General features: G+C 64.8%; 10 protein-coding genes. 4 read left to right on the top strand and 6 right to left on the bottom strand.

Annotation, left to right across the window (positions count from 1 at the left end):
• Positions 1–60: 60 nt before the first annotated feature.
• The 5 genes from HH213_RS07385 to hutC all read right to left on the bottom strand — a co-directional run bounded on the left by HH213_RS07385 (position 61) and on the right by hutC (position 7,723).
• Positions 61–330: a type B 50S ribosomal protein L31 gene (locus tag HH213_RS07385; RefSeq protein WP_110845291.1), complete on the bottom strand. Its 270-nt coding sequence runs from the start codon at positions 328–330 to the stop codon at positions 61–63.
• Positions 331–589: 259 nt separating this feature from the next.
• Positions 590–1,852 (bottom strand): transcription termination factor Rho, encoded by a 1,263-nt coding sequence (gene rho / locus HH213_RS07380; RefSeq protein ID WP_110845290.1) that lies wholly within the window; start codon positions 1,850–1,852, stop codon positions 590–592.
• A gap of 119 nt (positions 1,853–1,971) precedes the next feature.
• Positions 1,972–2,298 (bottom strand): thioredoxin TrxA, encoded by a 327-nt coding sequence (gene trxA / locus HH213_RS07375; RefSeq protein ID WP_110845289.1) that lies wholly within the window; start codon positions 2,296–2,298, stop codon positions 1,972–1,974.
• Between the two features lie 201 nt (positions 2,299–2,499).
• Positions 2,500–6,795: a PAS domain S-box protein gene (locus HH213_RS07370; RefSeq protein WP_169111779.1), complete on the bottom strand. Its 4,296-nt coding sequence runs from the start codon at positions 6,793–6,795 to the stop codon at positions 2,500–2,502.
• A 205-nt stretch (positions 6,796–7,000) separates the two neighbouring features.
• Positions 7,001–7,723: a histidine utilization transcriptional repressor HutC gene (hutC, locus tag HH213_RS07365; RefSeq protein WP_169111777.1), complete on the bottom strand. Its 723-nt coding sequence runs from the start codon at positions 7,721–7,723 to the stop codon at positions 7,001–7,003.
• Between the two features lie 127 nt (positions 7,724–7,850).
• Here hutC and ada point away from each other — a divergent pair, with 127 nt between their 5' ends.
• The 3 genes from ada (at position 7,851) to HH213_RS07350 (ending at position 10,411) form a co-directional block, all read left to right on the top strand.
• Complete coding sequence (gene ada / locus HH213_RS07360; protein ID WP_110845286.1) at positions 7,851–8,906, top strand: bifunctional DNA-binding transcriptional regulator/O6-methylguanine-DNA methyltransferase Ada; 1,056 nt, start codon at positions 7,851–7,853, stop codon at positions 8,904–8,906.
• A 193-nt stretch (positions 8,907–9,099) separates the two neighbouring features.
• Positions 9,100–9,819, top strand: a complete 720-nt coding sequence (locus HH213_RS07355) for a 2OG-Fe(II) oxygenase (protein WP_169115026.1) — start codon at positions 9,100–9,102, stop codon at positions 9,817–9,819.
• 13 nt (positions 9,820–9,832) lie between these two features.
• Positions 9,833–10,411: a TetR/AcrR family transcriptional regulator gene (locus HH213_RS07350; RefSeq protein WP_110845285.1), complete on the top strand. Its 579-nt coding sequence runs from the start codon at positions 9,833–9,835 to the stop codon at positions 10,409–10,411.
• On the opposite strand, the gene msbA is transcribed toward HH213_RS07350, so the two are convergent.
• Complete coding sequence (msbA, locus tag HH213_RS07345; protein ID WP_229263347.1) at positions 10,412–12,196, bottom strand: lipid A export permease/ATP-binding protein MsbA; 1,785 nt, start codon at positions 12,194–12,196, stop codon at positions 10,412–10,414.
• Positions 12,197–12,394: 198 nt separating this feature from the next.
• Here msbA and HH213_RS07340 point away from each other — a divergent pair, with 198 nt between their 5' ends.
• Positions 12,395–14,053 (top strand): amidohydrolase, encoded by a 1,659-nt coding sequence (locus HH213_RS07340; protein WP_169111773.1) that lies wholly within the window; start codon positions 12,395–12,397, stop codon positions 14,051–14,053.
• Positions 14,054–14,078 lie beyond the last annotated feature (25 nt).

Here is a 14,078-nt window from a genome sequence, read left to right as displayed (position 1 = left end):
AACAAAAAAAGCAGCCAGAGGCTGCTTTTTTTCTCGGAGCGGCAAGAATGCCGGCTGCGATTAACCAGCTGCGACAGCGGTTTTCGAACCGACGGTACCGAACTTCTGGCGGAATTTCTCAACGCGGCCAGCGGTGTCGACGATTTTGTGCTTGCCGGTGTAGAACGGGTGCGATTCAGCCGAAACCTCGATCTTCACCAGTGGGTATTCTTTACCGTTGAATTCGATTTTCTCGCGGGTGCCGATAGTCGAACGGGTAACGAATTTGAAGTCGCACGACAGATCGTGGAAAACGACTTCGCGGTATTCTGGGTGACCTTCTGCTTTCATTTGGAGCCTCAATAGTTAGGTAGCCAAACAGCACTTCGTCGGTCGATACCACTTCGTGACCCGATTGCCGCTCACTTGCCAGGTTAAAAAATAATGCGATCGGCGATTATACGCCCGCAAACGCAAACAGGCAACCGAGGTTGCCTGTTTGTTAATGCGCGCCCGCCGCGACGGCGGAGCAGGGGTTTCGTGCGGCACCGCCGCGCGCCTGCGGAGCGGCTTGGCCCTGCAGGGCCAAGCTCCCCAGAGGCATGCGGCTTTAGCCGCCCCGCCTCATCATGTCGAAGAACTCGGTGTTGTTCTTCGTGGCGCGCATCTTGTCGAGGATGAACTCCATCGCTTCGATCTCGTCCATCGAGTACAGCAGCTTGCGCAGAATCCAGATCTTCTGCAGCTGGTCCGGCTTGATCAGCAACTCTTCGCGGCGGGTGCCCGATTTGTTCAGGTTGATCGACGGGTAGACGCGTTTCTCGGCCAGGCGGCGCTCCAGGTGCACCTCCATATTGCCGGTACCCTTGAATTCCTCGTAGATCACGTCATCCATGCGCGAACCGGTTTCGATCAGCGCGGTGGCGATGATGGTCAGCGAACCGCCTTCTTCGATGTTACGGGCGGCGCCGAAGAAGCGTTTCGGACGTTGCAGCGCGTTGGCGTCGACACCACCGGTCAGCACCTTGCCGGAAGCCGGGATCACGGTGTTGTAGGCGCGTGCCAGGCGGGTGATCGAGTCCAGCAGGATGACCACGTCTTTTTTCATTTCGACCAGGCGCTTGGCTTTTTCCAGCACCATCTCGGCGACCTGCACGTGGCGGGTGGCCGGTTCGTCGAAGGTCGAGGCGACCACTTCGCCGCGCACCGAACGCTGCATCTCGGTCACTTCCTCTGGACGTTCGTCGATCAGCAGCACGATCAAGGTGACGTCCGGGTGGTTCGAGGTGATCGCGTGGGCGATGTGTTGCAGCATGACCGATTTACCGGACTTCGGCGACGCCACCAGCAGGCCGCGCTGGCCTTTGCCGATCGGCGCGATCAGGTCGATGATGCGGCCGGTGATGTTTTCCGTGCCGTTGATGTCGCGTTCCAGACGCAGCGGCTCGTTCGGGTGCAGCGGCGTCAGATTCTCAAACAATATGCGGTGTTTCGACGCTTCCGGCGATTCGCCGTTGACCTTGTCGACCTTGACCAGCGCGAAATAACGCTCGCCGTCTTTCGGGGTGCGCACTTCGCCTTCGATCGAGTCGCCGGTGTGCAGGTTGAAGCGGCGGATCTGCGATGGCGAGATGTAGATGTCGTCGGTGGAGGCCATGTAGCTGGCGTCCGGCGAACGCAGGAAGCCGAAGCCGTCCGGCAGCACTTCCAGGGCGCCGTCGCCGAAGATCTGCTCGCCCGATTTGGCGCGTTTTTTCAGGATGGCGAACATCAACTCTTGCTTGCGCAGACGCGCCGCATTGTCGATATCCAGTCCGATGGCCATTTCCAACAACGCCGAAACGTGTAAGGCCTTTAGTTCAGATAGATGCATATTGTTGAGTATCCCGTGACGGGAAAGTAAAGGTAGGGGAGGGGACTACGTGGGTGTCTCGTATTATTCAGCGGCCGCCGCGGGCGCGGCGCCGCTGGTACAACGTCACGATATCTTACTTAGATATTGCTGTCGATGAAAGAGGTCAGTTGACCTTTTGCCATTGCGCCAACTTTTTGCGCAGCGGCGACGCCGTTCTTGAACAGGATCAGGGTCGGGATGCCGCGCACGCCGAACTTGGTCGGGATCTGCTGGTTCGAGTCGACGTCCATCTTGGTGATCTGGATCTTGCCTTCGTATTCCTTGGCAACTTCTTCCAGGATCGGGGCGATGCTCTTGCATGGACCGCACCATTCAGCCCAGAAGTCGACCAGCACAGGACGGTCGGACTTCAGCACGTCGGCTTCAAAGGAGGCATCGGTAATGTGTTTGATATTTTCGCTCATAGTTTCCTCAATCGAGGTAGATGTAAGTAATAACGCCTGGGGACGGGCCTCAAACGCTGCCATAGGCAGCACATGGGTGCCATTCGCGCGATTTCAATGTCTCGGAGGGGATAGCAACAAGGTCGGCAGGCAGGGATGGCGTAAATAATAACCCATTTTTCAGAAATGTGCGGTGGTTTGTCAAAACCCGCCAAATTCTGCTCAATTATCGTCGGCGAAGGTGGTGTTGGTCATGATCTGTTCGGTGATCTGTTCCAGCAGCGGCCACAGTTTTTGCAGCAGCGCCTGGGCCTGCTGCTGGTTGTCGGCGTCGCTGCCGTCGGCCGGCAACTGCTCCAGCTCCAGCAGCAGCTCGCCCATGCCGAGCGCGCCGACGGTGCGCGCCGGCGATTTCAGCTTGTGGCCGAGGTCGCGCAGCGCGCCCAGGTCGCCGCGCCGCAGCGCCGCCTCCATCTGGTTCAGGCCATCCTGGGTGTTTTGCAGGAACTTGAAGGCGAACTTGCGCACCTTGTGCGGATGGTAACCCAGCAGCTTGGCCAGGATCGACAGATCGATCACCGCCGGGTCGCCGCCCAGCGTGGGGGTGAAGGCCGGCCGCTGCGGCCGCGCCGGCGCCGGCGCGGTCTCGCGCACGCGGTCGTCGCCGCGCTCCGGCAGCCAGTTGGCGATGGTCTGGTACATCAGCGCCGGCTGGATCGGCTTGGAGATGAAATCATCCATGCCGGCTTCGATGCAGCGCACCCGGTCTTCGCTGGTGGCGGTGGCGGTCATGGCCAGCACCCGCATGTCGGCCAGGCGCGGGTCGGCGCGGATGCGGCGGGTCGCTTCCAGGCCGTCCATCAGCGGCATCTGCACGTCCATCAGCACGCAGTCGAAGGCGGTCTGGCGCAGCAGCTCCAGCGCCTCCATGCCGTTGGCGGCCAGGCATACCGAGGAGCCGACTTCCTCCAGCATCTCCAGCGCGATCTGCTGGTTGAAGGTGTTGTCCTCGACCAGCAGGATGCGGGCGTTCTTCAGCGCCGACATCACCGCCGCGCTGCGCGACGACGCCAGCAGCTCGGCGGCGGCGTCTTTGACGCGGTCGATCAGCTCCGGCACCGAGGCGCTGGAAATGCCGAGGCGCGCGGTGAACCAGAAGGTACTGCCCTGTCCGGGACGGCTGTGCACGCCGACCTCGCCGCCCATCAGCTGCGCCAGCTGTTTGCAGATCGACAGACCAAGGCCGGTGCCGCCGTATTCGCGGGTGGTGGAGGTGTCGGCCTGCTGGAACGACTGGAACAGTTTGTCGATTTCCGCTTCCGACAGGCCGATGCCGCAGTCGCTCACTTCAAAGCGCAGCAGGCAGCCGTGGACGTCGCCGACCACCTGCCGCACGCGCACTTCGATGCGGCCTTTTTCGCTGAACTTGATGGCGTTGTTGGCGTAGTTGATCAGCACCTGGCCCAGCCGCAGCGGGTCGCCGCGCAGCACCTTGGGCAGGGTCGGATCGAGGTCGTACACCAATTCCAGTTCGCGGCTGGCGGCCTTCGGCGCCACCACCGTGTTGAGCGTCTGGATCACGTGGTCGAGCGCAAAGTCGACCTGCTCGATTTCCAGCTTGCCGGCTTCTATCTTGGAGATGTCGAGGATGTCGTCGATGATGCCCAGCAGGTGTTCGCCGGCGAAGCGGATCTTTTCCAGGTAGTCGCGCTGGCGCGGATCGAGTTCCGTCTTCAGCGCCAGGTAGGCCATGCCGATCACGCCATTCATCGGGGTGCGGATCTCGTGGCTCATATTGGCCAGGAACTGACCCTTGGTCTGGCTGGCCTCCTCGGCCACCATGCGCGCCTGATCCAGTTCGCGGGTGCGCATCGCCACCCGCTCTTCCAGGTGTTCGTTCAGTTCGCGCAGCGCGTCCTCGCCGCGCTTGCGGTCGGTGATCTCGGTCAGGCTGGCCACCACCAGCTGCACCGCACCGCTGTCGTCCGGGATCGGCTCGACGTTGACCGATAGCCAGCAACGGCTGCCGTCCGGCTGCGCCAGTCCCATCACCACGTCGCGCACCGGCATGCCGAGCGTCAGCGCCAGCTGCACCGGATGGCTGCTGGCGTCGAACGGCGTGCCGTCCTCGCGCACGCCGGCCCACAGGCCGCCGGGACTGAGTTCCGCAGTGTGCGCCAGCAGCCGCGCGGCGGCGGCGTTGCGCTCGATGATGGCGCCGCTGCCATCGATCATCGCCAGGCCATTGGTGACGGCGTTGAAGATCGACGCCAGCCGCTGGCTGGAATCGTGCAGCGCGTCTTCCGCCTGGCGGCGCGCGGTGATATCGGTCAGCATCGCTAGCGTGCCGGCGTAGTGGCCGGCGCCGGGGCCCGATTCGGCGTTCATCACGGTGGTCGACAGCAGGCACCAGACGATGCTGCCGTCGCGTCGCTGGAAGCAGACGTCGCCCTGGCTGGCCTGGCCGGACAGGCGGCGCTGCAAGTGCTGCTTGAGCAGGGCGCGGCCGCTGTCGTCCATGAAGTCGGTCATGGCGCGGCCCATCATCTGCTCGATGTCATAGTCCAGCATCTGCGCCAGCGTCGGATTGACGAAGGTGGTGCGGTCGTCGGCATTGGTCATCCAGATGCCTTCGGCGGCGGTCTGCACGATCTGGCGATAGCGTTCGGAGCTGGCCTGCAAGGCTTCTTCGGCGCGCTGGCGCTGGGTCATGTCGCGCAGCGCCACGATCACCAGCGGCCGGCCGGCCAGCGTCACCGGCGTCAGATGCACCATGGCCGGGAAGCTGCTGCCATCGGCGCGCATGGCGCACAGCACGCGGCCGGGCAGGTTGGCGCGCACGAACAGTTCGCGCACGCGGCCATTGGTGCGCATGGCTTCCGGCGCCAATTGCTCGATCGAGCGGCCGGCCATGTTGCCCTCGTAGCCGAAGCTTTGTGCGCAGGCCGGATTGGCGTGATGGACCGTGCCGCTGTGGTCGGCCACCAGCAGCGCGCCCGGCGTGGCGTCGACCACCGCCCACATGCGTTTTTCCTCAGCCTGCGCGCGTTCGCCAATATCGGCCATGGTGCCGGCCGCGCGCAGCGGCAGGCCGTTGGCGTCGCGCTGCAAAATCATGCCGCGCGCCAGCACCCATTTCCAGTCGCCGTTTTTGGTGCGCAGCCGGTGCTCGCTGCGAATCTGGCCGGTGGCCTCGTTGGTGCTGGCCAGGTGCAGCTGGATGCCGTATTCGATGCGCGGCCGGTCGTCCGGGTGCACATAGTCCAGCCATTCCTCTACCGTTGGATGGAATTCCTCCGGGCTGTAGCCCAGCATTTGGCAGTAGCGCGGCGACAGCGCCAGCGTGCCGCTGTCGAGCCGCCACTCCCAGCTGCCTTCGCCCGAACCTTCCAGCGCCAGGCTGGCCAGGCGTTCGGCGCTGCCCAGCTGCGCGCGCGCGGTGCGTAGTGCGCGGCCTTGCACGCGCAGGCGCCAGGCAAACGCGAAGGAGGTGAGCAGCAGCACCGCGCCGATCAAGGCGCCGCCGTAGCGCAGCAGCGGATTGGCGTCCGGCGGCTGGTACAGGAAACCGTCCAGATTGAAATTGGCCGGCAACATGCCTTGCGCGATATAGGCCTGGGCCAGGCTGCGCCAGCGTTCCGGGTTGCTGTAACCGAGTTCGATCAGCGGTTGCTCCAGCAGCCGGGCGATGCCCTGCGCTTCAAACATCAGGTGTTCGCGGCTGTGGCGCTGCGGGTAGCGGGCCCGTATCAGGTCGGCGATTTCGCCCGGATGGCGCATCGCGTAGACCCAGCCGCGCAGCGTCGCTTCGCGCAGCGCCTGCGCGCGCGCCGGGTGTTCGCGCAATTCGCTCTCGGTGGTGTACAGCACGTCGCCGTAGAAATCCAGCCCGACGCTGCGCGGCGACAGCAGTTCGTAGCGCAGATTGAGGCGGTTCAGCACATACGGGGCCTCGGTCTGGTACACCGACATGGCGTCCACCCGGCCCTCGGCCAGATCATCGAAGTTGTAGCTGTGCGGGATCTGGAACAGCGATTCCATGCGCACGCCGGATTTTTTCAGCAAAACGGTCAGCTCTTCATTGTTCGGCGCGAGCATCAGGCGGGTGCCGGGCCAGACGCGCGGCTTGCCGTCGGCCTCCAGGCGCCGCAGCAGGGCGGCGCCGGAATGCTGGAACACCGACGCCAGCACCACCACCGGCTGGCCGATGCCGCGCGCCAGCAGCAGCGTGGTGTTGCCGACGCCGTACTGGGCGTGGCCTTGCATCACTGTTTGTAAAGGATCGGCGCCGGGACGTGCTTCCAGCAGCGTGACATCGAGACCGGCGTCGCGGTAATAGCCCTGGTCCTGGGCCGCGTAATAGCCGGCGAACTGGAACTGGTGCAGCCATTTGAGCTGGATCGTGACTTTTTCGGCCGCCGCCGCCGGCAACAGCACAAGGGCGAACGCGCATGCCGCCACGCAGTGCGACAGACGTTGCCGGCGGGACTGGCGCAAGCGCGGACGGCTGTGAAACAAGTGATCCCCTTCGATGGACTGGAGCGTGCTGAACCCAGGAAACTATAGCATCGAAGGCTTTGTCGTAGACATCGGCGTGGCAAGAACGCGAATGCGTCGCCGGCGCACCGGAAAAGCCGCTTAATTTAACATTTTCGGCTCATTTTCGTGACAATCGGTGAGAAAGCGCGCCACCCAGCGCATTGCGGCTTGCTAGCCACGGCTTCTACTGGTTGAAGGCGCCGGCGAACTGGTAGCGGTGGCCGGGGTGCCACATGGTCACCAGCGAGGCGGTCAGGCCGCCGGAGCGGGTCTGGCGGCGCAGCACCAGGCACGGCTGGCGAGTGTCGATGGCCAGCATGTCGGCGATGTCGCGCGGCGCCGCCAGCGCCTCGATGCTGTAGGTGGCCCCTTGCAGCGGCGCCGCCTGCATCAGGTATTCGTTGGGCGTGATGTGGGCGAAGTCCTGTTCCATGTAATACGGTGCGCACTGCGGATTGACCCAGCGGTCCTCGACCTGGATCGGCACGCCGTTTTCAAAGTGGACGATCACCGAATGGAACAGCGGATGGCCGGGCGCCAGCTCGAACTGCTTGGCCATCAGGTCGCTGGCGCGCACGCGCTCCAGCTGTTGCAGGCTGCTGCGATGGGCGTGGCCGCGCGCGCGCACTTCGTCGGCGATGGATTTGATTTCCAGCAGCGTGGCCTGGTATTTTTGCTGGGCGACGTAGGTGCCGGAGCCCTGGCGGCGCGTCAGCACCTGCTCGGCGGTCAGTTCGCGCACGGCGCGGTTGACGGTCATGCGCGACACCCCGAACTGCTTGACCAGCGCCTGCTCGGACGGAATCACATCGCCTTCCTTCCACGTGCCGGCGGCGATTTCGGCCAGCAGGTAGTCCTTGATGCGCTGGAAAATGGGCGTGCTGTCTTGCGTAACTTGGTCGTCCAAACGGCTGTCTCCTCGTGAGTAGTCATTCTAGCATCGCCTGCTTGTACAATTCAAAAGCAAGAGGCGGAGTGCACGGCGATGCGGCGCTGGCTAGCATGGCATCATTCCACCTGTGACGGAGTCTAAGATGAGCAAGTATGAGAGTGATACGCGGCGCTGGAGCGCGGTACAGCAGCGCGACGCCGATGCCGACGGCGTGTTCTGGTATTCGGTGCGCAGCACCGGGGTGTACTGCCGGCCATCGTGCGGCGCGCGGCCGGCCTTGCGCAAGAACGTAGCCTTCCACGACAGCCGCGAGGCGGCCGAGCAGGCCGGCTTTCGTCCATGCCTGCGCTGCAAGCCGGACCAGCCGCCGCTGGCCGAACGGCAGGCGGCGCTGGTGGCGCAGGCCTGCCGCCTGATCGACGAGGCGGAGGAGGCGCCGGATCTGGACAGTCTGGCAGTGGCGGTGGGCGTCAGCCGCTTTTACTTCCACCGCATGTTCAAGGCGGTGACCGGGATTACGCCCAAGGCATATGCCAACGCGGCACGGGCGCGGCGGATGCAGGCAGGGCTGGCCGGGCAGGCATCGGTGACCGAAGCGATGTATGCGGCCGGCTTTAATTCCAGCGGCCGGTTTTATGCGCAGTCGCCGGCGGTGCTGGGCATGACGCCGAGCGCCTTTCGCGCCGGCGGCGTGGGCGAGCAGATTCGCTTTGCCATCGCCGAGTGTTCGCTGGGGCCGATCCTGGTGGCCAGTACAGTGCAGGGGATTTGCGCGATCCTGATCGATGACGATCCGGATTTCCTGGTGCGGGATTTGCAGGACCGCTTTCCCAAGGCGGAGCTGATCGGCGCCGAGCCTGAGTATGAGCAGGTGGTGTCGCGCGTGGTGGGCATGGTCGAGCAGCCGTCGGTGGGGCTGGACTTGCCGCTGGATGTGCGGGGCACGGCGTTCCAGCAGCGCGTGTGGCAGGTGCTGCGGGCGATACCGTCCGGACGGCGGGTGACGTATGCAGAGTTGGCGCAGCTGGCCGGGGTGCCGCGTGGTGCGCGGGCGGTGGCGTCGGCCTGCGCGGCGAATGCGATTGCAGTGGCGATACCGTGCCATCGCGTGGTGCGCAATGATGGCTCGATCTCCGGCTACCGCTGGGGCGTGGACCGCAAGGCGGCGTTGTTGAACCGGGAGGCTGGCAGTGAGTAACAGCGAACTAGATTTCGGCGATCCGGCCGCAGAGCGCAAGCCCCGCACCGTGCCACCGCTGGCGCCAGCGCCACGCGCCGCGCACACGCCCGCAGAGCAGACGGCGGGGCAGCCGGCAGGTCGGCAAGTCGACGGCCAGTCGGCAGCGGATGCCGAACAGGCCGCGCAAACTACGCAAACGGCGCGGCGGGCGGTGGGGGCGGCGGCGGGGATTGCGGTGCATATCGCAGGCCTCGACTGGCAAGCGATTGCCGACGAGCTGAATGCGCACGGCTACGCCATCCTTCCCGGGCTGCTGACCGCCGATGAATGCGCGGCGGTGGCAGCGCAGTACGCGCAACCGCAGTTGTTCCGCAGCCGCGTGGTGATGTCGCAGCACGGTTTCGGCAGCGGCGAGTACCAGTACTTCCGCTATCCACTGCCGTCGCTGATCGCCGCGCTGCGCAATGCCCTGTATGGCCCGCTGGCGCAGATCGCCAACCGCTGGCACGAGCTGATGGCGCTGCCCGACCGCTTCCCGGCCGAGCACACCGAGTTCCTGGCGCGCTGCCACGCCGCCGGCCAGCAGCGGCCGACGCCACTGCTGTTGCAGTACACGGCCGGCGATTACAACTGCCTGCACCAGGACCTGTATGGCGACCACGTCTTCCCGTTGCAAGCCGCTGTGCTGCTGAGCGAGCCGGGAACCGATTTCGACGGCGGCGAATTCGTGCTGACCGAACAACGTCCGCGCATGCAGTCGCGGGTGGAAGTAGTACCGCTGAAGCGCGGCGACATGGTAATCTTCGCCGTCAACCACCGTCCCGTGCAGGGCACGCGTGGCATCTACCGCGTCAACCTGCGGCATGGCGTCAGCCGGCTGCGGGCCGGAGCCCGCCACACGCTGGGCATCATCTTCCACGACGCGCATTAACCAAGGAATATCAGTGGCAAGGCAAAAAGAGTTCGACCGCGTCGACACATTGAACAAGGCACTGGAAGTGTTCTGGCAAAAAGGCTATGCCGCCACCTCCACCAGCGACCTGCTGGAGGCCATGCAGATCGGCCGCCAAAGCCTGTACGACACCTTCGGCGACAAACGCACGCTGTACCTGGAAGCGCTAGCGCGCTACAACGAAGACAGCGTCACCGAGCTGCTGCGCCACCTGAAAGGCGACACGCCGCTGGCCGCCATCGACAATATGCTGCAAGCCTTCGCTTCGCGTCCCAAGCGCGACAACGCCAAGGGCTGTATGGGCGTCAACGCCATTTCCGAATTCGGCACCAGCGACGAGGAAGTCAACGCCTTGCGTGACGCCAGCGGCAAGCGCCTGCACCGCGCCGTCGAAGCCCAGCTGCGCGAAGCCGCAAGCAGCGGCGAGATCCCGGCCGATACCGACACCACCCAGGCTACCGCCTTCGTCGCCGCCACGCTGTCCGGCATGAAGATCAGCGCCAAGGCCGGCGCCAGCATCGCCACCCTGCGCGCCATCGCCAGCTTTGCCGTGCAGGGACTGCGCAGCTAGTTATACCGGCTGCACGCTCTTCTGCGTTTGATATAAACGGGAGTAGATGCCGTTCTGCGCCAACAGCGCATCGTGCGTGCCCGATTCGGCGATGCGGCCGCGATCCAGCACCACGATGCGGTCGGCGTTTTCAATCGTCGACAGGCGGTGGGCGATGACCACCGTGGTGCGGCCCTTCATCAACACTTCCAATGCCTGTTGCACCAGACGTTCGGATTCCGTGTCCAGCGCGCTGGTGGCTTCGTCCAGAATCAGAATCGGCGCATTCTTGTACAGCGCGCGGGCGATCGCGAGACGCTGGCGCTGGCCGCCGGACAGGCGCAAGCCATTCTCGCCCACTGGCGTTTGGTAACCTCCTGGCTGGCGGACGATGAATTCATGCGCATGCGCGGCGCGCGCCGCCGCTTCGACCCGTTCCATTGACGGCTCCGGGTCGCCATACGCGATGTTGGCCGCCAGCGTGTCGTTGAACAGCACCACGTCCTGCGACACCAGCGCGATCTGCTGGCGCAGCGAGGCGATGGTGTAGTCGCGCAGGTCCAATCCGTCCAGCTGGATGCTGCCGCCGCTGACATCGTAAAAGCGCGGCAGCAGGGCGGCCAGCGTGGTCTTGCCGCTGCCCGAGCTGCCGACCAGCGCTACGGTTTCGCCGGCGGCGATCTCCAGCGACACATGGTCCAGTGCCGGACGCGCATCCGGATCGAGCGGCAGGCCATCCGCGCCGCGATAGTGGAAGCTGACCTCCCGCAGCGACAGCCGCCCTTCGGCGCGGGCGAGGGTTTGCTTGCCGGTGTCGGCCTCCGACTCCAGGTCGATCAGGCCGAACACCGAGTCCGCCGCGGCCAGGCCGCGCTGCATCGGCTCATTAATCTTGGTCAGGTTCTTGATCGGCGACTGCATCGCCATCAACGCGGTCAGGAAGGCGACGAAGCCGCCGGCCGACAGCGCGCCGGCCTGGGCGCGGATCAGCGCGAAATAAATCACCGACGACAGGGTAATGCCGATCAGCAGCATGATCAGGCCGGAGTTAAAGGCCGAGGTGGCGGCGTGCTTGACCGCCAGCTGGCGGTTCAGTTTGACCACCCTGGCAAAGCGGTCTTGCTCATACTGCTGGCCGCCGAAAATCTTCACCACGCGCTGGCCGCTGATGCTCTCGTCGAGCACATTGGTCAGCTCGCCCATCGCGGACTGGGCGCTGTTGCTGAGCGCGCGCATGCGGCGGCCGGCGAAAATCACCACCGTCGCCACCAGCGGCAGCAGGCCGAGGCAAAACAGCGCCAGCTGCCAGTCCACCACGAACAGGGTGATCAGGTAGCCGGTGGTGGCCACCGAATCGCGCACCGCGACGTTGACCACGGTCAGGCCGGCCTGCGCCACCTGGGCGGCGTCGAAGGCCACCCGCGACAGCGTGGTGCCGGTCGACGACTGGTCGAAATAGCCGTTCGGCAGCCGCATGATGCGGGCGAACATGGTCTCGCGCAGATTGGCCTGGACCCGGCTGTTGAGCCAGGCCGCGCCGTATTCGCCGGCAAAGCTGGACACCATGCGCAGCAGGGCCAGCGCGAAGATCACGGCCGGAATGGTCCACAGCGCGGCCCGGGACGGATCGCGCGGCAGCAAATCGCCCAGCGCGTGCTTCATGGCCGCCATCATGCCGGTGGACGGGGTCTTGATCATGCCCAGCGAATTGGCCGGGGTCAGCGCGTCGACCACATTTTGCAGCTGGCCCAGCAGCAGTACGTCGGTGGCCGCCGCCACCGCGACCGCCAGCAGCGTAACGAGCATGATTCCGCCATAGGGCAGGAATTCCTTGATGAGACGGAGATAGAGTTGGCGGCTGGACACTGGCTAGTCACGCTAATAAACACGGGAAGCCCGCATTGTACCCGTCCGGCCACTCGGCCAGCCCAGTTCTGCACGCTTCGGTTGACCAAAACGCAAACTTCGCTACACTCTGAATCTTGCTGCTGAATGGAGAACCCGATGCGCCCCACCTTTTTAACCGCCGCCTTGCTGGCTGCATTTGCCATGCCGGCCCACGCCGACACCATCATCGACCGCGCCAACGGCTACACGCTGAACGCGGCCGGCCAGTTGCAGCGGTTTACCTCGCTGGCGTTCGATGACCTGGGCCGCATCATCGCGGTGGGCAGCGAGCAGGAGACGGCGGCGGCGCTGCCGCGCGCGGAGCACATCGACGTCCAGGGCAAGACCCTGCTGCCAGGGCTGATCGACGCCCATGGCCACGTGTTCGAGCTGGGCGAGATCGCTTCCGGCGTCGAGCTGTATAGCCCGGCCTCGCTCAACGGCGCGGTCAAGGCGGTGGCCGATTTCGCCCGTGCGCACCCGAAAAACGCCTGGATCATCGGTTTCGGCTGGAACCAGGAGATCTGGAAGCTGGGCCGTTTCCCCACCGCCGCCGAGCTGGATGTGGTGGTCAGGGACCGTCCGGTGCTGCTGCACCGGGTCGACGGCCACGCCATCTGGGTCAATACCAAGGCGCTGGAAATGGCCGGCGTGACGCGCGAGACGCCCGATCCGGCCGGCGGCAAGATCGAGCGCGACGTCAGCGGCAAGCCGACCGGCGTGCTGGTCGATGCGGCCATGGAGCTGGTCAACAAGGTGGTGCCGCTGCCAACCCCGGCCGAAGCGCGCGCCACGCTGGATGTGGCGCTGGCGTCGCTGGCCAAGGTCGGCCTGACCAGCGTGCACGACGCCGGCATCAAGGTGGTGCAGGACGATATCTACCGCGACTACGCCGACCACGGCAAACTGACCACCCGCGTCTACGCCATGATCGGCGACACCACCGGCGATTTCGACGAGCTGTCCAAGGATGGCCCGCTGACGTCCTACGCCAACGACGTGTATGCGCTGGCGGCGGTCAAGCTGTATTCGGACGGCGCGCTGGGCAGCCGTGGCGCGGCGCTGCTGGCGCCATACTCGGATATGCCATCCACCAAGGGCTTGCTGTTCTACCCGGATGCCGAAATGCGCGCCAAGATGAACAAGGCGATGAAGGCCGGCTACCAGGTCAACATCCACGCCATCGGTGACGCCGGCAACCACCAGATCCTGGACGCGTACGCGCAGCTGATCCCGCAGTACAAGAACGTCGAGCTGCGCCACCGCATCGAGCACGCGCAGGTGGTGACGCCGGAGGATATCCCGCGCTTTAAGCAGCTGGGCATTATTCCGTCGATGCAGCCGACCCACGCCACCTCGGACCAGAACATGGCCGAACAGCGCGTCGGCCACGAGCGCATCAAGGGCGCCTATGCGTGGCGCACCTTCCTCGACCAGGGCTCGAAGATCGCCTGCGGTTCGGACTTCCCGATCGAGTCGCCGAATCCGTTCGAGGGCTTGCACGCGGCGGTAACGCGGCAGAACAACGCCAACGTGCCGGTGGGCGGCTGGTACAAGAACCAGGCGATGACGCTGACCGAAGCGTTCCGCTGCTTCACGCTGGATGCCGCCTGGGCCGCGCATCAGGAAAACGTCATCGGTTCGCTGGAGAAGGGCAAGTGGGCCGACTTTATCCTGATCGACCGCGACATCTTCAAGGCGCCGCCGGAGCAGCTGGGCAAAACCCAGGTGCTGCAAACCTGGATGGGCGGCAAAAAGATCTACAGCCGCAAATAAGCAAAAAAGGGAATCCGGTTGGATT

It is taken from the genome of Duganella dendranthematis (assembly GCF_012849375.1).
Taxonomy (GTDB): domain Bacteria; phylum Pseudomonadota; class Gammaproteobacteria; order Burkholderiales; family Burkholderiaceae_D; genus Rugamonas; species Rugamonas dendranthematis.
This window is presented reverse-complemented; position numbering and strand designations above follow the sequence as displayed.